This window comes from Nocardioides salsibiostraticola (assembly GCF_054783655.1).
Genome location: NZ_BAAGQD010000025.1, coordinates 52,963 through 71,069, shown reverse-complemented (window position 1 = coordinate 71,069; position 18,107 = coordinate 52,963). Strand labels below are relative to the sequence as shown.

Annotated in this window: 21 protein-coding genes; 12 read left to right on the top strand and 9 right to left on the bottom strand. The window is 68.6% G+C overall.

The genetic code is table 11. The features are described 5' to 3' along the window. The first annotated feature begins 92 nt into the window (after nt 1-92). The 4 genes from ACYVLV_RS12615 (at nt 93) to ACYVLV_RS12600 (ending at nt 3,115) form a co-directional block, all read left to right on the top strand. On the top strand, nt 93-734 hold the full coding sequence (locus tag ACYVLV_RS12615) for a response regulator transcription factor (RefSeq protein ID WP_460810412.1): 642 nt from the start codon (nt 93-95) through the stop codon (nt 732-734). A gap of 93 nt (nt 735-827) precedes the next feature. After that, entirely contained in the window at nt 828-1,424 is a 597-nt protein-coding gene (locus tag ACYVLV_RS12610; protein WP_460810410.1) for a response regulator transcription factor, read from the top strand. Between the two features lie 69 nt (nt 1,425-1,493). Then, entirely contained in the window at nt 1,494-2,606 is a 1,113-nt protein-coding gene (locus ACYVLV_RS12605) for a serine/threonine-protein kinase (protein WP_460810409.1), read from the top strand. After that, a complete protein-coding gene (locus ACYVLV_RS12600; RefSeq protein WP_460810408.1) occupies nt 2,603-3,115 on the top strand; it encodes a hypothetical protein in 513 nt (170 codons plus the stop codon). The genes ACYVLV_RS12605 and ACYVLV_RS12600 overlap by 4 nt, the downstream gene beginning before the upstream one ends. 12 nt (nt 3,116-3,127) lie before the next feature. Here the strand turns inward: ACYVLV_RS12600 and ACYVLV_RS12595 are convergent, their stop codons facing one another. From ACYVLV_RS12595 to ACYVLV_RS12580, 4 genes are all read right to left on the bottom strand, one after another. Continuing rightward, nucleotides 3,128-3,877, bottom strand: a complete 750-nt coding sequence (locus tag ACYVLV_RS12595) for an ABC transporter permease (protein WP_460810406.1) — start codon at nt 3,875-3,877, stop codon at nt 3,128-3,130. A gap of 11 nt (nt 3,878-3,888) precedes the next feature. Beyond that, the gene (locus tag ACYVLV_RS12590) at nt 3,889-4,554 is read right to left on the bottom strand and encodes an acyltransferase (protein ID WP_460810404.1); all 666 of its coding nucleotides are present in this window, start codon (nt 4,552-4,554) and stop codon (nt 3,889-3,891) included. A 31-nt stretch (nt 4,555-4,585) separates the two neighbouring features. After that, the gene (gene paaI, locus ACYVLV_RS12585) at nt 4,586-5,029 is read right to left on the bottom strand and encodes a hydroxyphenylacetyl-CoA thioesterase PaaI (protein ID WP_460810403.1); all 444 of its coding nucleotides are present in this window, start codon (nt 5,027-5,029) and stop codon (nt 4,586-4,588) included. A gap of 115 nt (nt 5,030-5,144) precedes the next feature. Next, nucleotides 5,145-6,665 (bottom strand): hypothetical protein, encoded by a 1,521-nt coding sequence (locus tag ACYVLV_RS12580; RefSeq protein ID WP_460810402.1) that lies wholly within the window; start codon nt 6,663-6,665, stop codon nt 5,145-5,147. A 223-nt stretch (nt 6,666-6,888) separates the two neighbouring features. Here ACYVLV_RS12580 and ACYVLV_RS12575 point away from each other — a divergent pair, with 223 nt between their 5' ends. The 3 genes from ACYVLV_RS12575 to ACYVLV_RS12565 all read left to right on the top strand — a co-directional run bounded on the left by ACYVLV_RS12575 (nt 6,889) and on the right by ACYVLV_RS12565 (nt 9,716). After that, on the top strand, nt 6,889-8,406 hold the full coding sequence (locus ACYVLV_RS12575; protein WP_460810400.1) for a catalase: 1,518 nt from the start codon (nt 6,889-6,891) through the stop codon (nt 8,404-8,406). A 126-nt stretch (nt 8,407-8,532) separates the two neighbouring features. Continuing rightward, the gene (locus ACYVLV_RS12570) at nt 8,533-9,492 is read left to right on the top strand and encodes an iron-containing redox enzyme family protein (RefSeq protein WP_460810398.1); all 960 of its coding nucleotides are present in this window, start codon (nt 8,533-8,535) and stop codon (nt 9,490-9,492) included. Further along, the gene (locus tag ACYVLV_RS12565) at nt 9,489-9,716 is read left to right on the top strand and encodes a CDGSH iron-sulfur domain-containing protein (protein WP_460810397.1); all 228 of its coding nucleotides are present in this window, start codon (nt 9,489-9,491) and stop codon (nt 9,714-9,716) included. Before ACYVLV_RS12570 ends, ACYVLV_RS12565 begins: the two co-directional genes overlap by 4 nt. Before the next feature lie 32 nt (nt 9,717-9,748). Here ACYVLV_RS12565 and ACYVLV_RS12560 read toward each other — a convergent pair whose 3' ends face one another. Both ACYVLV_RS12560 and ACYVLV_RS12555 read right to left on the bottom strand, forming a co-directional pair. Next, entirely contained in the window at nt 9,749-10,432 is a 684-nt protein-coding gene (locus ACYVLV_RS12560; RefSeq protein WP_460810395.1) for a methyltransferase, read from the bottom strand. Between the two features lie 93 nt (nt 10,433-10,525). After that, entirely contained in the window at nt 10,526-11,185 is a 660-nt protein-coding gene (locus ACYVLV_RS12555; protein WP_460810394.1) for a response regulator transcription factor, read from the bottom strand. A gap of 140 nt (nt 11,186-11,325) precedes the next feature. Between ACYVLV_RS12555 and ACYVLV_RS12550 the strand changes: the two genes are divergently transcribed. The 4 genes from ACYVLV_RS12550 (at nt 11,326) to serA (ending at nt 15,308) form a co-directional block, all read left to right on the top strand. Next, nucleotides 11,326-11,967: a dienelactone hydrolase family protein gene (locus ACYVLV_RS12550; protein WP_460810393.1), complete on the top strand. Its 642-nt coding sequence runs from the start codon at nt 11,326-11,328 to the stop codon at nt 11,965-11,967. Nucleotides 11,968-11,991: 24 nt separating this feature from the next. Continuing rightward, nucleotides 11,992-12,435, top strand: coding sequence for an SRPBCC family protein (locus ACYVLV_RS12545; RefSeq protein WP_460810392.1), 444 nt, complete (start codon nt 11,992-11,994; stop codon nt 12,433-12,435). After that, a complete protein-coding gene (locus ACYVLV_RS12540) occupies nt 12,432-14,024 on the top strand; it encodes a phytoene desaturase family protein (protein ID WP_460810391.1) in 1,593 nt (530 codons plus the stop codon). Before ACYVLV_RS12545 ends, ACYVLV_RS12540 begins: the two co-directional genes overlap by 4 nt. 81 nt (nt 14,025-14,105) lie before the next feature. Next, nucleotides 14,106-15,308, top strand: a complete 1,203-nt coding sequence (serA, locus tag ACYVLV_RS12535; protein WP_460810390.1) for a phosphoglycerate dehydrogenase — start codon at nt 14,106-14,108, stop codon at nt 15,306-15,308. A gap of 44 nt (nt 15,309-15,352) precedes the next feature. Here the strand turns inward: serA and ACYVLV_RS12530 are convergent, their stop codons facing one another. After that, nucleotides 15,353-16,384: a hypothetical protein gene (locus ACYVLV_RS12530; protein WP_460810389.1), complete on the bottom strand. Its 1,032-nt coding sequence runs from the start codon at nt 16,382-16,384 to the stop codon at nt 15,353-15,355. Nucleotides 16,385-16,500: 116 nt separating this feature from the next. Between ACYVLV_RS12530 and ACYVLV_RS12525 the strand changes: the two genes are divergently transcribed. Next, nucleotides 16,501-17,106, top strand: a complete 606-nt coding sequence (locus tag ACYVLV_RS12525; protein WP_460810387.1) for a hypothetical protein — start codon at nt 16,501-16,503, stop codon at nt 17,104-17,106. Nucleotides 17,107-17,142: 36 nt separating this feature from the next. On the opposite strand, the gene ACYVLV_RS12520 is transcribed toward ACYVLV_RS12525, so the two are convergent. Both ACYVLV_RS12520 and ACYVLV_RS12515 read right to left on the bottom strand, forming a co-directional pair. Next, on the bottom strand, nt 17,143-17,874 hold the full coding sequence (locus ACYVLV_RS12520) for a GAF domain-containing protein (RefSeq protein WP_460810386.1): 732 nt from the start codon (nt 17,872-17,874) through the stop codon (nt 17,143-17,145). Nucleotides 17,875-17,942: 68 nt separating this feature from the next. After that, the gene (locus ACYVLV_RS12515) at nt 17,943-18,077 is read right to left on the bottom strand and encodes a hypothetical protein (RefSeq protein WP_460810384.1); all 135 of its coding nucleotides are present in this window, start codon (nt 18,075-18,077) and stop codon (nt 17,943-17,945) included. Nucleotides 18,078-18,107 lie beyond the last annotated feature (30 nt).

Genomic DNA, 18,107 nt, shown 5'->3' with positions numbered 1-18,107 from the left:
GGCAAGGCTAGTGGGCCTCGATCGTCGCGGCGACCGGAGGCGTGATCGGCGAACGCGCTCATCGCGTAGCGGCACCTGACAAGATGACCGCCATGCCCACCGGAGATCGCGTACGCGTCGCCATTGCGAACGACTACGAGATCGTCGTGGCCGGTGTGGCGGCGGCCCTCGCGTCGTACTCCGATCGCATCGAGGTCGTGGAGTTGGACGCAGGGGTCGCTCCCAGTCAGGACGTCGACGTCGTCCTGTACGACACCTTCGGACAGGCCCAGGGTGGGAGCATCGACATGTCGCGCCTCGCCCCGGACCTGCACACCCGGTTGGTGATCTTCAGCTGGAACGTCGACGATCACCTCGTCCAGCAGACCCTCGAACTCGGCGCCGCGGGTTACGTCGCCAAGACCGTCTCCACCGTCGAGTTGGTTGAGGCGATCGAGCGGGTCCACCGCGGGGAGTCCGTCAGCATCACCGGCGGATGGGCCGAGGACTTCGGCCGGTGGCCCGGGGACCAGTACGGCCTGAGCAACCGAGAAGCGGAGGTATTGGCCCTCATCACGCAGGGGTACAGCAACCTCGAGATCTGTGAGCGAACCTTCATCAGCAACAACACCCTGAAGACCTACGTGCGGGGCCTCTATCGCAAGATCGAGGTCAGCCGTCGCTCGCAGGCGGTGCTGTGGGGTGTCGAGCACGGGTTCAGTCCCGACCACGTCCGGCATCGCAAGGACCTCTGACCTCCACCTCAGCGAACCTGTGTATATGCTGTGGCTACGATCGGGCCACATCAGCGACCCGTCCTGGTGCTTACTCTCTGGGGGCTCCTCGCCGTGTCGCAGCTGGCTCCACCACCACCGGCCCCGCTCGGGTCCCAGGCTCGGCTCAGGGTCTTCTTGGCCATCGGCTCCGAGGTGATCGACATCGGAGTACGCCGATTGCTCGAGTCGGTCCCCTCCATCGAGGTCGTTCCGCTGCTGCGCAGCGACTGCGACGTCATCCTCGTGGACGGCATCGCAGCACGGGGACGACTAGGCAGTCGGATCCGGCACCTCCAGCCACCACCGAGCATCGTCGGACTGAGGCCCGACGGGGTCGCCGTGGACGAGAACGTCGAGCGCTATCTCTCCCCCGGTCGGTGGATCGCCATGAGTGTCAACGCGGACGGCCTGGTGCAAGCGCTCGAGGCGGCTCGCCCCGAACCCGTTGCGACGCCTTCTCGGAATCAGTCCACCTCCGAGATCTGTCTGACACCCCGCGAGGGTGAGATCCTCGGCCTCATCTGTGCCGGTCAGACCAACCAGGAGATCGCCGCGACCTTGTTCCTCAGCGTGAACTCGGTCAAGAGCCATATCCGCACGCTGTACCAGAAGATCGGCGCCACCCGGCGCTCTCAAGCCGTGGTCTGGGGTTGGGAACGGGGCTACTGATCCGTAGGGTCGGCGCAGATCTTCGCCCCCCATCCCCCCACCTTCCAGACCTGATTGCAGGAGAACGTCGTGCCCCTGACCACCGGTGACCTGCTCGCCGAGCGCTACCTCCTCGGCGAGATCATCGGCTCCGGGGGGATGGCGGAGGTGTATCGCGCCGAGGACCGGATCCTGCACCGCGAGGTAGCGGTGAAGTTGCTGCGCGAATCGACCGACACCGAGACCGACCGCGCTCGCTTCGCCAGTGAGGCCCGCACCCTCGCCGGCCTGACCCACCCGGGTCTGGTCACCGTGCTGGACGCCGGGATCACCACCACCCACCCGTTCCTGGTGATGGAGCTGGTGCGCGGCGAGACCCTGGCCCAGCAGTGCGCTGCCGGCGGCCTCCCCTCGAAGACCGTCACCGACATCGGCGTCCAGCTGGCTCAGGCGGTTGCTTTCGCCCACCGCCACCACATCATCCACCGTGATCTGAAGCCCGGGAACGTCCTGATCACCGCCACCGGACGGGTGAAGTTGGCCGACTTCGGGATCGCGCGCCTGATCGGTGACACCACACGTCACACCCAGACCGGCCAGGCGATCGGCACCGCCGCCTACCTGGCCCCGGAGCAGGTGCGCGGAGAGGAACTCACCTCTGCCGCTGACGTCTATTCCCTGGCCCTGGTCCTCCTCGAGGCCCTGACCGGCGAGCGTGCGTTCCCGGGGCCCGCCACCGAAGCGGCCCTTGCGCGGCTGTCCCGGCCCCCGGTGATCTCGGCCGATCTCCCCCCCATGTGGCGCCAACTGCTCGCCTCGATGACCAGCGCCGAGGTGATGGATCGGCCGAGCGCAGCCGAGGTCGCCGCGATCCTCGCCGGACCACCCGCCACCGCACCCACACCGCTCGAACCGTCCGGTCCGACGCCAGCGAGCACCGCGGTGATGACCCACCTGACCGACCTAGCCACGTCCCCGGTGGCTCCCGTGTCGTTGCCGTCACCGGCGCGTGGCAGGGGGCTACACCCCTGGATGATCAGCGGCCTGATCGCCGTCGCGGTCCTGATCATCCTGCTGGCGGCCCTGGTCGCTTCCGGAGGTCAGGACGAGGCGCAGCCGCAGCGGCCGGTGCCCAGCGGCGTACCCACCGAGTTCGTGGCGCCCCTCCAGGATCTGCACGACGCGGTCGGTGACGCGTCGTGACCGGGCGACTCCGTTCCACGGTTCGAACTCTGGTCGTGGTCGCGTTGACGGTCTCGCTGAGTGCCTGCGGCTCGCCGTCGACCGACCTCGACCAACGCCTCGGCGCCGTCGACCAGGCCATCGTCGACGAGGACTACGAGCTGGCCCGCGACGAGGTGACCGGGCTGTTGGAGGAGGCCGCGCAGGCCGATCTCGAGCCGAGCGACGAGGACGCGATCACCTCCGCCGGCACCGCGCTGCTGAAGCAGATCGATGCCGCCCAGGAGGGCGCGAACACGCCCGCCCCCGAACCGACTCCTGAGCCGAGCCCGTCCGAGTCCACCCAGAGTCCACCCTCCGGGGCCGAGGACCCCGAGGAAGACGAGAAGGAGCAAGAGAAGGCAGACGAGGAGGCCGAGAAAGAACGCGAGAAGGCCGAGAAGGAGCAGGAGAAAGCGGACAAGGAGGCCGAGAAAGAACGCGAGAAGGCCGAGAAGGAAACAGAGAAGGAGAAGGACGAGAAGGGCTGACGTCCCGGGCAGCTAGCTGCCCGCGGACACGTACGGCGTCCGCCCCGACAACCGGGTCACCACGATGCCGGTGACGGTCATGGTCAGCGCGATGCCGGCCAGGACGACGAGTTGGAACGCCGCAGCCTCGGCGGGACTCGCCCCACCGAAGAGCGCTCCGACGAAGGCCCCGGGGAGGGTGACCAAGCCGGTCGACTTGGTCTGGTCCAGGGTCGGCAGGAGTGCCTCGCGTACGGCCTCGCGGCCGATGTCCTCGTGGGCCACCGACGGCGTTGCCCCCAGGGAGAGCCAGGCCTCGACCTCGCTGCTGCGCGCTCGCGCCCCGCGCAGGAAGTTACGTCCTGAGAGGGTGGCTGCGGTCATCGAGTTGCCGATGATTATTCCGGCGACGGCGATCAGATAGCGGACCTGGAAGTCGACCAACTGGAGCGCGAAGATGGCGGCCAGCGTGGTAGCCGCCCCGGCCAGGACGCTGACGACCGCCGTACGACGTCCGCGGTGAAGCTCCTTGAGACGCCCGACGGCGGTGAAGGATGCGGTGGTCAGCATGAGCAGGATGAAGGCCGCGACCGTCCAGGGGACCGACAGGATCCCCCGGAGGAGGAGGGCGATCACGCTGAGTTGGACGACCGCGCGCAGGATCGCCCAGAGCGGGAACCAGCCCAGGCCGATCCGGGCCCACCGACCCAGGCCGACTGTCAGCCCGGTCATCGTGAGGAGACCGGCGGCGAATCCGGCGTACCCCCAGACGTCGCTCAGCACGGCCTCACCCGTCACAGCTCAGCGAGGGGCGGCAAGATCGGTCGCACGTCGCCGGAGGCGGTGACCCAACCGATCTCGGGTTCGAACGTGCGCAGCACCCGGGCCGGCGACCCACCGACGATGGCCCGGTCCTCGACGACACCTCGCACCACCGCTCCGGCGGCGACGATGGCGTGGGCGCCGATGACCGTGCCCGGCAGGATGACTGCTCCGTGGCCGATCCACGCCCCGTCGCCGATCGTGACGGGGTGGTGCAGGCCGAGTTGCTGGCCGATGGGCGTGTGGATTTCCTGGTAGCCGTGACCGGCGTCGGAGACGAAGACGTCCTGCCCGCACCACACGTCGTCGCCGAGGATGATCGAGGAGTGGGCGGTCAGACTGCTGCGCGCACCGATGACACAGCGGTCACCAATGATCAGGGCCCGGTCGGAGATGTTGGGGTCTCCGGGGCCGTACCCCGCGGACAGGGTGACCTGGCGGCCGATCAGGGTGTCGGCTCCGATGCGGATGGATTCCACATTCATCAGGGTGGCGGCGGGAAATCCGATGGCACTCCCGGTCCCGAGGTGGCCGAACCGGTCGCCGGTGCGGGTCCCAGGCACCACCTCGCCGACTCTCTCGACCCAGCGCCACGCAGCCAACACACCAGCATTCAGGACGCGCGCACCTCGGTTCACCCCGCGAGACTAGTGGCCGTGTGAGACGTCGTCAGTCGACCGTTCCGATCGGGCGGCCCAGGGATCGACTTCGCCCGCGGAACTCCGCGATCACCACCCCGTCATCGCGGGTGACGGTGACGTCGTACAGACCCGAGCGACCCCTCAGCGCCCGCTCCACCGCCGTGGCCGTCAGGTCGTCCCCCAGCCGACCGGCCTCGAGGAAGGTCACCTCGAACCCACTGGCCACGGTGACGGTGCCGTAGGAGTTGCAGGCCACCGCGAAGGCGCTGTCCGCCAACGCGGAGATGATGCCGCCGTGCGCTGAGTCCCAGCCGTTGATCATGTCCTCGCGCACCGTCATCGACACCACGGCCCGGCCCGGCCCGACCTCGATCAGGCGCATGCCGAGCGCGCGGCTCGCCGCGTCCTGAGCCCACATGGTCTGGGCCGCCCGTCGTGCGGTGTCCTGCTCGGAAGCGTCAGCGGCGGGCATGGGTCGGAGTCTCGTGCGCTCGGCCCGGGCTGTCCAGTGGTGATGCTCGCCGAACTACTGACAGAACAAGCCGAAACATGCCGAAATCGCCTTCTCAGAGCACAGATCGGGCCGTTCAGTCAGTAGTTCGGTTCTCCACTGGCGCCGATGGAGTCTCCGGGGGAGCAGATACGGGGGGCTGCGGCGCGGCCTCGGTGGGAGCCGCAGGCACCGACGGCTCCGACGGCGCGGTTGGCGCGGTCGGCGCGGTCGGCGCGGTTGGCGCGGTCGGCGCGGTCGGCGCAGTCTCGGTGGACGGGACCACCGGGGCCGGACGGTTCCCTCGGCCCCTGCCGCGCCGAGAGGAACGGCTCGGCTTCGGCACGTCTTGCTCACCCGACTGTTGACCCGGCTGCTGACCCGGCTGCTGACCCGACTGCTGACCCGATTGTTGCCCCGACCTCTGACCCGATCGTTGACCGGACTGTCCGGACTTCTGGGGCCGCTTGGCCGCAGACCCCTTGGTGGCGGAGGGAGACCGGACCTCGGCGCCCTCGCCCATGAAGAGATCGGCGCTGCCGGTGAAGAGGGGGCCGGCCAGCGCAGAGGTCGGCATCCAGAGCTGGGTCAGGATCTCGTCGTCGATGACCGGTACGGCAATCCGCACGCTGGTCGTGGTGACCTGATGATCGAACATCTCCAGGGCCAAGGGATCGATCGCGCGCAACGAGGCGATCACGTCGGCCACAGGTCGGTCCTTGGCGGCGGCCAAGCGGTGGGCCACGGTCGTCGCGAGGTGATTCGATCCACCGGAGCGACCCTTGGTTCCCGCGTCGATCTGCGCCATGGCGCTGCCCACCGCGTCCAGCGCGGTCTCGAAGACCTCGAGCCAACTCGATGCCCGCAGGCTCACCTCGACCGGCTCGTCACCGCGTCCCCTACGTTGGCTCTCCCCGGAGTGCCCCGCGTGCGCAGCACGTTGCGTCAGTCCCAGGGGCACCGACAGCCACGACTTCTCGCCGGCTCGGGGTCGGGTCCCGACGTACGCCGCGGTCGCGCGGCCGCCGCCGAGGATGGCCACGTCGGCGCGCGCCAGGTGACTTCGGTCCAGGCCGCTGACGTCGCGCGAGCCCGGGCCCGACAACCCGTCGACCAACGCAGTGAGAGCCGGTGAGCTCTTCACGCTGCGCCAGAAGTCGGCTCGAGCGCGTTCGGGGACCTTCTCGAGGCCCAGCGCCACCATCTTGAGGGGGTCACGACCCGTCACTCCGACCCGCCGCAGACCGTCACGCAACGGGTCGACCACAGCAGGCACCCGGGCGTTGACGGCTTCCACGACCCCTAGTCGGAACGCTTGGGCAGCAAGGTCGACGTGGGGACGGAAGTACGCCACGAACTGCGCCAGGGTCGGCTGGCCGGCTTCGCTCGGAAGCGGGTGCCCCTCCAAGGGCATCGCGAGCGCCTGCTCCATGCGCGCCTCGAGCACTGCGGCCACCGCGAGTCGGGTGACGTGCTGGGTGACCAGGTCACGTGGGCTGACCGCCCACAGGTCGGCACTGCGTTCGGCAAAGGCCTGGATCTGCTGCCCGGTCGGTCGGGGCGGCACATCCAGTCGGATCGCGGGCAGGATCATTTCGCGGGATACGGCATCAGACATGGGCGGGCCTCCTGTGACTCACGGACTCCGTGACCCTACGGGGCGTGCCGTCACGAGCGAGAGGCAGGAGCATCGCCCACCCTGAGGGGTGATTTTTGGCCAGATCCGTTGCCGTGGCCTCTCAGGACAGCAGACGGCGTGTGTCACGTGCTAGGCATGGAACCGCAGCCCCTCACATCACGTCGCCCCCGCCATCCCCGAACACCGACCAGGGAGTCATCCAATGAGCGAGATCAAGCCGACCACCACCGATGCAGGCATCCCGGTCGAGAGTGACGAGCACTCTCTGACCGTCGGCCCGGGCGGCCCGATCCTGCTGCAGGACGCCTACCTCATCGAGCAGATGGCGCAGTTCAACCGCGAACGCGTCCCCGAGCGCCAGCCCCACGCCAAGGGCAGCGGCGCGTTCGGCCGCTTCGTGGTGACCGAGGACGTCAGCCAGTACACCAAGGCCGCTTTGTTCCAACCCGGCACGGAGACCGAACTGGTCTCTCGCTTCTCGACCGTCGCGGGCGAGCGCGGCTCACCGGACACGTGGCGCGACCCCCGCGGTTTCGCGCTGAAGTTCTACACCTCCGAGGGCAACTACGACATGGTCGGGAACAACACCCCGGTCTTCTTCATCAAGGACCCGATGAAGTTCCAGCACTTCATCCGCTCCCAGAAGCGTCGGGCCGACAACAACCTGCGCGACCACGACATGCAGTGGGACTTCTGGACCCTGTCCCCCGAGTCGGCGCACCAGGTGGCGTGGCTGATGGGCGACCGCGGGATCCCGCGCACGTGGCGTCACATGAACGGCTACACCTCGCACACCTACATGTGGATCAACGCCGAGGGGGAACGCTTCTGGGTGAAGTACCACTTCAAGACCGATCAGGGTCAGGAGTTCTTCACCCAGGACGAGGCCGACCAGATGGTCTCCGCTGACACCGATTACCACACGCGGGATCTCTTCGAGCACATCGCACAGGGCGACTTCCCGAGTTGGACCCTGCACGTGCAGGTGATGCCGTACGACGAGGCGGAGGGCTACCGGTTCAACCCCTTCGACCTGACGAAGGTGTGGCCGCACGCCGACTATCCGCTGATCAAGGTCGGCACCATGACGCTGGACCGGAACCCCACCGACAACCACGCCGAGATCGAGCAGGCGGCCTTCCAACCGAACAACCTGGTCCCCGGCATCGGACCCAGCCCGGACCGGATGCTGTTGGCCCGGCTCTTCGCGTACGCCGACAGCCACCGCCACCGTGTCGGTGCCAACTACCAGCAACTCCCGGTGAACGCCCCGATCACGGAGGTGAACACCTACTCCAAGGATGGCCAGATGGCCTACCGCAAGACCTCGGACCCGGTCTACGCCCCGAACTCCAAGGGCGGCCCGGCCGCGGACACCGAGCGTTACGGTCAGCCGCCCAGCTGGACCGCCGACGGGGCCATCACCCGTGCCGCCTACGTCGATCACGCTGAGGACGACGACTGGGGTCAGGCCCGCACGCTGGTCAACGAGGTCATGGACGACGCGGCTCGCGCCCGCCTGGTCGACAACATCGTGGGACACCTGCTCAACGGGGTCACCGAACCCATCCTCGAGCGGGCCTTTGAGTACTGGCGCAACGTGGATGCCGACCTCGGCGCCCGCGTAGAGCAGGGCGTGCGCGACAAGAAGGACGAGACGGACCCGAAGGCCGGCGAGCAGGGGAACTCGGCCCGCTCGGACATGCAGGAGAAGGCCTGAATCGCAGCCCCGAATCAACATCGGCCCCACTCGGGGGTGACGCGCGATCGTGTCACCCCTGAGGGGGTTCTGCCCCGCGTGTCGCACCCGACAGACTCGACCCATGTCTGCTGAAGCGAGCCAGCGATGAACCTCCCCCAGTCGCGGGGCGCCATCAGCCAGTGGCTGACGTCCGTGTTGACCGGTTCGATCCGGGATCAGGTGGAGTTGCTTCCCGGCGACCCTGCTGACCCCGAGGACGCCGCGCTCAGCCTGTGGATCCTCCACGAGTTGAGTTATCGCGGATTCGATTCGGTGGACGAGCGCTGGGAGTGGCAGCCCGACCTGTTGCGGCTGCGCCACTCCCTCGAACGCGGCCTGGAAATGCGGCTGCGGGAGCGCTGGAACGAGAGCGATGTTGATCGCCGGCCCGCGGAGAACTTCGTCGATCAGCTGATCTCGTTGATCGAGGATCACTCCGGACCTTCCTTGGCCCGACACGTGCAACACCACGCGACGCGCGACCAGGCCGAGCACCTGCTTCGGCAACGATCGATCTACCACCTCAAAGAGGCGGATCCCACCAGTTGGGTTCTCCCCCGACTCCAGGGTCGCAGCAAGGCCGCCCTCATGGAGGTGCAGTTCGACGAGTACGGCAACGGCGACCCTTCCCGCGTACACCACCATCTCTTCGCCCAGGGCCTGGCGACGTCCGGCCTGGATCACCGATACGGCGCCTACATCGACGAGGCGGTTCTCGAGATCCTGGAGCAGAACAACGCCTTGAGCATGTTCGGCCTCCAACGACGGCTACGGGGCGCCGCCCTGGGTCACCTCGCGGCCTTCGAGTCCACCAGCTCCCTGCCGTCGCGGCAGTTGGGCCAAGGCCTGCGTCGGCTGGGTTTCACCGAGGAGATGGTGCACTACTACGACGAGCACATCGAGGCCGACGCGGTGCACGAGCAACTGGCCCTGCGCGATATCTGCGGCGCCCTGGTCGAGGACGAGCCCGCCCTCGCCGAGGACGTGCTGTACGGCGCGTGGTCCTGCCTGGATCTGGAGTCGCGGACGGCGAGCCGGCTCCTGGGCACCTGGGAGGCCGCGTGAGTTCCGAACCCGGCCCACTCGAACCACCCGCACCGACCCCCGACGTCGTGTTGTGTCCCGGGGGTCCCATCCTGGTGCGCGGCGCGCAGATCGTGCAGGACGCGGCGGGGGTCAACCACGCCACGACCCGGCCCGTGTCGGCGATCTGTCGGTGCGGCAAGACCGCTCGTGCGCCATGGTGCGACGGCACCCACAAGCTCCTGCCCGCCAAACAGCGCCCCTGACCCGCGCCATCAGATTCATCCGCCGGGCAGCCTCACTCGGCCGCGAGCCCCAGGCCCAGGCCCAGAATCACGCCGCGCTCTCCGGCACGTCGGCCGCGCTCCTCCCACCGGGCCGCCCCGCTGTCCGCCGCACCTTCACTCAGTTCGGACACCAGCCGGTCGCACTGGGCGTCATCTCCCAACTGAAGAAGCAGGAACCCGTCGGCGACCAGGTGGTGCGCCGCGGTGATCAGGCAAGCCCTCGCTACCGAGAGGCCGTCCTCTCCCCCGTCGATGGCCAACGTCGGGTCCTCTGGGAACGCCTCGATCTGGCCCGAGGTCACCCAGGGCGGATCGGCGATGACCCCGATGAACCTCTCGTCATCCTGGAGAACGTCGGCGAAGTCGCCCTCCCGCACCTCGACCCGGTCAGCCAGACCGGCGGCCGCTGCGTTGTGGCGGGCGTACTGGCAGGCCACCGGATTCAGGTCCACGGCGACGAGGCCTCGCCCCGACTCCTTGGCGGCCAGCAACCCGATCTGACCAGCACCCGCACACAACTCGAGGAGGCGACCGGGACCGCTCTCCGCCGATAGCTGCACCGCCCATAACGACTGGACAATGGTCCAGGGTCGCGGCTCCAGCACCCGGGTGTCGTAGTCGATGACCAGGGTGCCGAAGGGGGCCGATGACGACGCGTGGGGGCTATGGGGGAACAGGTCATTTCGGGCACTCATGATCCGAGCCTGATCTAGTCGGTCTCGTTTCGCGACCCCCCAAAGGGTGGAGGTCACGTGGCTGAAACCCAACGGGTCAATGCGCCCGAGGGTTCACTGCGCCACGGACAACCCGTCGCGCGCAGCGGCGTTCAGCGGCGGCAGGTAGCCGTTCTGGGCACCCCACAGCACCGCCTGCGAGCGTCGCGTGACCCCGATCTTCCGGTAGAGGTTACGGATGTGGCTCTTGAGCGTGTTGTTGGTGACGTAGTCCCGTCGACAGATCTCCTCGTTGCTGAGGCCCTGAACGATCATGCTCAACACCTCGGACTCCCGCACCGTGAGGGCCGCTCGCCCCGGCGTCTCGGACACCAGTTGAAGACGCTTCGCGTCCGGGGCAACTGAGCGCTCGCCCCGCGCTGCCGCTCGTAGGCAGTTGACGATCTGATCGGCGGACGCCCGCTTGGACAGGTAGCCGCTGGGCTGCACCTCTCCCAACTGGCGTACGGCGGCCCGCACGTCCCAGGAATACACGACCACCCGGGCGCCGCGCGATGTCCAGTGCCGTAGGTCCGCGCGTCCCGCACGAGGAGGGGTCAACGGGTCGAACAGCACGACGTCGATGTCTCCTCCGAAGCTCGTCGGCGACATCACCACGATGCTCTCCCCATGCGATGCCAACAGTGCGGTGAGACCCGCGCTGACCAGTTCGCAGTCGTCGACCAGCGCCACCCGGAGCGGCGCTTCGACAATGTGTGGAAGTTTCGAGTTCATATCTGTGACTATGACACAGAAACCTCAACAAGCACCATCGGGCTGAGCACTTTTTTTGGCGCCGTCAACAGGGGCCGTTCCACCACCCCTCACCCGCTCGGGTCTGGTGGCGGTGACCCCCGTATCTGCAGACTCGTGGCATGCGATCTGTGACCTCCCCCAGCGGTGCCCGGCTCGTCGCCGTGCGTGTGCCGCGCAGATGTGAGTCGGTAGCGGTGGTGTTGCACGGTGGCGCTGCGCGTGGGTCCGCTGCGCCGGTCAGCGCCACCCAACTCTCCGTGCTGCGGATGATCCCGATCGGCTGGCACCTCGCATGGTCCGGGCGCAGGACCGCGGTCTTCCGCCTCCTCAACTCCCGGAGAGGCTGGGACGCCGAGCTCACCCCGGTGGCCGACGCGACCTGGGCTCTGGACCAGGCCCGCCAACGGGTCGGCGATCGCCCGGCCGCTTTGGTCGGTCATTCGCTAGGGGGTCGAGCCGCCCTCTTCGCCGGCGCCCACCACACGGTGCGGGCGGTGGTGGCGCTGAACCCCTGGGTCTACCTCCACGACGACCCCGACCTCGAGGGACGAGACGTACTGGTCCTGCACGGGGATCGCGACCGCATCGCCTCTCCGCAACGATCAGCGGCGGTCGCCCAACGGATCGCAGAACGAATGGCACAGCGCGCGAAGGTCGAGTTCGTCACCGTGCCCGGGGCCAAGCACGCCATGTTGCGTCACGGCCGCACCTTCCAGCGACAGACTTCTCGCTTCCTGCACGACACCCTCACCGCTCGCTGAGCGGCACAGACCCCCAGGAGAAACATGAGCACGAACCAGCGCACGATCAAGGCCAGCCCCAGCGAGGTGTGGGACGTCCTCGCCGACGGGTGGCTCTACCCCCTCTTCGTCGTCGGGGCCTCTCGGATGCGGGAGGTGGACAGGACCTGGCCAGCAATAGGCGCGAAGCTGCACCACTCGGTGGGGGCATGGCCGATGCTGATCAACGACAAGACCGAGGTCCTGGAGTGCGATCCCCACCGCCAACTGGTGCTACGGGCCCACGCGTGGCCCTCGGGTGCGGCCCGGGTGGTGCTGACGCTCGAAACCGACCCGACCGAGCCGAACCACACCCGGGTCACCATCGAGGAGGACGTGGAGTCCGGGCCCGGCCGCTTGATCCCCAAGCCGGCGCGGGACGTGCAGCTGGCTTGGCGCAATGTCGAGACCCTCCGTCGGTTGGCCTACGTCGCCGAGCGGCGCCCGTGAGACAGGGGTACGACGCGATCGTCGTGGGCGCCGGCCCGAACGGTCTGGTCGCCGCCAACCACCTGATCGACCATGGCTGGTCCGTCCTGGTCCTCGAGGCGCAACCGGACGTCGGGGGCGCCGTACGCAGTGACCGCGAGCTGCACCCGGACTTCGTGAGCGACACCTTCAGCGCCTTCTATCCGTTGGCCGCCGTGTCGCGCGCCATCACGTCCTTGAAGCTCGAGGATCACGGGCTGCGCTGGTCCCACGCACCGGCGGTGTTGGGGCATGCGCTCCCGGACGGCCGGTGGGCCACCCTGCACCGGGACCGCGCCATCACCGCAGCGACCCTCGACGACCTCCACGCCGGCGACGGCGACCGTTGGTTGGAGCTGTGTGCGGCCTGGGACGTCGTGGGCGAGCCTTTGATCGAGGCGCTCACCGGCCCCTATCCCCCGGTGCGGGCGGGGTTGCGGGTCGCCAACGGCGTACGCCGCGCCGGTGGACTGGATCTGGCCCGCCTGCTGGCCACGCCCGCCGCCTCCATCGCCTCCGAGGTCTTCGGCGGGGTCGGCCCCGGACTGCTCATCGCGGGCAACGCCGCTCACGCCGATCTCCCCCTCGACTCCCCCGGGTCCGGTGCGTTCGGAATCCTGATGAGCATGCTCGGCCAGACGGTCGGCTTCCCGGTCCCCGTCGGGGGAGCCGGCGAACTCACCGCCGCCATGGCGCGACGATTCACCTCACGCGGAGGGGTGATCGTGACGGCCGCGGAGGTCACGGTGATCGAGGTCGAGAACGGGCGGGCGAAGGCCGTGGTGACCACCGACGGCACCCACCACCGCGCACAACGTGCGGTCCTGGCCGACGTCTCGGCCCTGCGCCTCTTCAACGGACTCGTCGCTACCGACCACCTCCCCACCCGACTCGACAAGGGCATGGATCGCTTCGAGCTCGACCCCGGCACGGTGAAGGTCGACTGGGCCCTGTCCGGCCCGGTGCCGTGGACCGTTCCCCCGCCGTTCGCCGCGGGAACGGTCCACGTCGGCACCTCGGTGGAGGAGATGACCCGTGCGCTCGGCCAGGTCGCCTCGCGGACCATCCCGGAGAAGCCGTTCCTACTGGCCGGACAGATGACGACCAGCGACCCGACGCGATCGCCGACGGGCACCGAGTCGATGTGGGCCTACACCCACGTACCGCAACCCGGCCCCTCGGTGCGCGACGGCGGTGACGGCTCGATCCGGGGCTCCTGGGATGCTGCCGACTGCGAACGCTTCGCCGACCGGATGCAGGCCAGGATCGAGGATCTCGCGCCGGGCTTCGGCTCCCGGATCATCGTTCGCCGGGTGTTGGGCCCCCACGAGTTGGAGGCCCGCGACGCCAACCTGATCGGGGGCGCCATCAACGGCGGGACCTCCCAGATCCACCAGGAGCTGATGTTCCGCCCGGTGCCGGCGATGCGCGGCCGCCCCGAGACGGGGATCGGCGGGCTCTACCTCGCCTCCGCATCCGCCCACCCCGGTGGAGGTGTGCACGGAGCCGCCGGCGCCAACGCGGCCCGGGCCGCCGTACTCCACGACCGCCTGCGGTGGGGCCGTCGGTGAGCCACACCTGAGCGCCCGGGTGAGAGCAGGGTCACCGCCGAGAAGTTGGACGCAGGTGCCACCCAGCGCCACGATGTGTCCGTGAAGGCACTTCTCCTGGAGAACATCCACCCGGTCGCCGTCGAGACGCTGCAGCGTCGCGGATTCGAGGTCGACCTGCGCACGTCGGCCATGTCCGAGGACGAGTTGGTCGCGGCCCTGCCCGGCGTCTCCCTGCTGGGCCTGCGGTCCAACACCAACCTCACCGAGCGCGCGCTCGGGGCCGCCCCCGATCTGCTCGCCGTCGGCTGCTTCTGCATCGGCACGAATCAGGTCGACCTGACCGCTGCCGCCGCCCGCGGAGTGGCGGTCTTCAACGCGCCGTACTCCAACACCCGCAGCGTGGTCGAACTGGTCATCGGCGAGATCATCGCCCTGGCCCGTCGCCTTCCGGAGAAGACCGTGCGCATGCACGACGGCGTGTGGGACAAGTCCGCCGCCGGGAGCCACGAGGTGCGCGGTCGCACCCTGGGCATCGTCGGCTACGGCAACATCGGCACCCAGCTGTCCAACCTGGCCGAGGCCATCGGGATGCGGGTGATCTTCTTCGACAAGGCCGACCGCCTCGCCCACGGCAACGCCCAGCGGATGCGCTCCTTGGACGAGCTTCTCGAGCGGGCCGACGTGGTGAGCCTCCACGTCGACGGCCGGCCCGGGAACGCCGGGTTCTTCGGGCCCGAGCAGTTCGCCAAGATGAAGCCCCGTTCGCTGTTCATCAACGCGGCCCGCGGCATGGTCGTCGACGACGTCTCCCTGCGCGAGCACATCCTCTCCGGCCACATCGCCGGTGCGGCACTGGACGTCTTCCCGGTCGAGCCGAAGAAGCAGGGCGAGGAGTTCGCCTCGGTGCTGCGCGGCCTCGACAACGTCATCCTCACTCCGCACGTCGGCGGCTCCACCCAGGAGGCGCAGGAGGAGATCGGCTGGTTCGTCGCCGGCAAACTCGCCGCCTTCTCGTTGGAGGGTCGGACCGAGCTGTCGGTGAACCTCCCGGCGGTTCAGGCGCCTGAACTGGCCGGCTCGCGGATCGGCTACCTCCACGTCAACGTCCCCGGGGTCCTGGCCGAGGTCAACGCCCACCTGGCCGAGCAGGGTGTCAACGTGATCGCGCAGTACCTCGCGACCGCAGGCGAGCAGGGGTACGTCGTGACCGACGTCGCCGCACCGCTCTCGCAGGACGCCCTCGCGGCGATCGCTGCCTCTCCGCAGACCGTCTGGTTGCGCTCCTGGTCGGCCACCCACTGACCGAACGACCCACAGACCGAGCCTGTTGATCGAGCCCGGCGGGATCACCCCAGCAGGGCGGCTACCTCCGGCGAGGCGTAGAACGGCTCCAGCTGCGAGCGGATGATGCGTTCGAGGTCGCCGGACTCTCGCATGGCGTCCAGGACGCCCGGTGCGAGGCGCACGAGATCGGCGACGATGTCCGACCGGTCGATGGCCAGGTGGTCGAGGAGTTGGGGGGGCGTGAAGTCCCCGAAGCGCTCGAAGAACGCATCGACGACCGCGTGGGCCAGCGCGGCGACGTGCTCGTGCGCCAGGGTGGTCACGGTCAGGTCATGGATGGCGTCGCCCAGGCCGGCGAGCTCCGTGCGATCCACCTCTCCCTCCAAGCCGGCGACCGGTCGCTCGGCGACGAGGTCCCACACCTGAAGGACTGCCTCGCGGGTCATCGGGTCCCGCAGGGTCTCCAGGAGGATGCGATTCATCCGGCGTACGGCGAAGACGCCGCCCTTTCCGACGGTGTCGCCCAGCAGACCCTCGAGCTGCTTGTCGGCGGCCCCCATCGCCTTGGCCGCGGTGCTGGTACCGAACGACATCAGCGACCCGAGCCCGGGCACGACCTTGTTGGCCATGGCGTTGTTGGTCGCGACGACCTCACCGACGATCCGACCCATGAACCGAGACGCCATGGTGCCGACCAGAGGACTGGCGGTCAGTTGCTCCATGCCGCGTTCGAGGATCGGGTTCAACTCCAGCAACTCGTCGATGACCCGTTCCACCTGGGCCCGGTCCACCAGATCGCCCAGCGGGTAGGACTCGGCGGGACCGGCGTACACCACCTCGGCGACGAGATCACGCAGGTCATTGACCGCGGCACTCGCGGGCACCGTGATCAGGGAGCGCGCCACGATCTCCTGGATGGTCTCGCGATCCATGACCTCGCTGAGGGTGTGCGAACCGGCCGCCGCGAAAACCTCCTCGGCCAGCCCGGCCACGGTCGTGGCGAGATCGTCCCCGTCGAGGCGGGCCAGATGGAAAGCGACCTGGGCGTCGAGGAGTTGCTGGGCAAGGGTGTCGTTGCGGGGGTTGGCGGGCACGCAGTGAACCTACGGGACGTGGCAACGCTTCAGTCCCGTGCGGTGCCTCCCCCTCCGAGTGGGTACCGGTCGACAACTGCCGGCCGACAACCGCACCACATCCCAGGGGGCACACCATGAGCGATCACGACCACCACCCGCACGTCGACTCGACCGAGGACACCGCGACCTTCGCCGCCACACCCTCCGATCGAACCCGGGCACACGACCGCTTCGGCGGGCTCAACTGGGGCGCCTCGTTCTTCGGATGGCTGGTCGCCATCGCCGTCGCCGTCCTCCTGACGAGCGTCATCGGCGCGGTCGCGACCGCGGTCTCCTCCTCGATGGAGGTCACCCAGTCCGAGGCCGAGCAACAGGCCGGAACGATCGGCATCGTCGCCGCCTCGGTGTTGGTTCTGGTGTTGGCCACCGGCTACTACGCCGGTGGGTACGTCGCGAGCCGGATGTCACGTTTCGACGGCGGCCGACAGGGTGTCGGCGCCTGGGTCATCGGCCTGCTGGTCTCGCTGATCGCCATCGGGCTCGGCGCCGGGTTCGGCAACGAGTACAACGTCCTGGACCGGGTCGACCTGCCCAACATCCCGCTCGGCAACGACGAGTTGGGGATCGGCGCCGTCATCACGGCGGTCGCCGTCCTCCTGTTCACGCTCCTGGCCGCACTGCTCGGCGGCAAGGTCGGTCAGCGCTACAACCGGCGGGTCGACGCGCTCACCACGCACTGAGCCCCCACGCCTGAAACCAGTAACCGGCCCCGAGAGTCAGGCCGTGCCGGGCCCGCCCTTGCCGTCGGATGTGTAGTCGGTGAGTACGTCGAGCAATGCGGTCACCATGTCCTCCAGGGCCACGCCCGCCCGAAGGGCGGCTCCGCGCAACCTCTCCTCGGCGCGATCCACCTCCAGGCCCCGCCACCTCGACAGCATGGCCACCGCGACGGCGAGGTTCGTCTCGTCGCGCATGATCTGTGGTGCTCTCAGGGCCAGGGTGTGGGTGGTGAATCCGAGGTCGTCGTCCTCGGTCGCCCCATCCCCCTGCACGTCGAGGATCTCGGCGATCCTGTCGTCATGGCCGCGGAAGGCCCCGGAGGCAGTTGCGTAGAGATTGAACCCACCCAGCGACTGCGCCTCTCGCACCAGCGGAAGTGACAGGGTGCTCCTGATTCCCGCAGCTGAGGCCACGGATCCGAACACCGGCCACTGGGAGGCGTCCTCCAGATCCACGATGGCCAGCGGCCTGGACTTCTGGATCGATTGGGGACCTGGCCCGGTCTCGACGTACTGGGCGGCGTCCAACAACGCCGTTTGAACACTTGATGCCACCAGGGTGAAGGTCACGCCCTCGGCGACAAGCGAGAGACTCAGGCCCACACATTCGGGGACGACTTGCTGGATCCGGGCGCTCTTCTCGATCAGGCTCTGCAGCAGATCGTTGTCGTCGTAACTGAACGGGCCGTACTCGTCGTCGACCTTGCGAGACGCAGGAATCGGTTCCATCAGGCTCGGCCGCTACCGCGGCCCCTCCTCACTCATCTCTCGCCGGACTGTTGCCACCGCCAGCGGTCTCAGCCCGGACCTGCGTTGAGGTCGGGAGCGGCGCTGCCCGGTGCCGCACTGATCGGCGTACGCCGAGCGCGCAGATAGGAGCCGACCGCCAGGGCGGCCACGGCCAAGGGAAAGATTCGGGAGAGGGAGCGCATGTCTCCATTTTGTGACGCGAAGCCGCATAG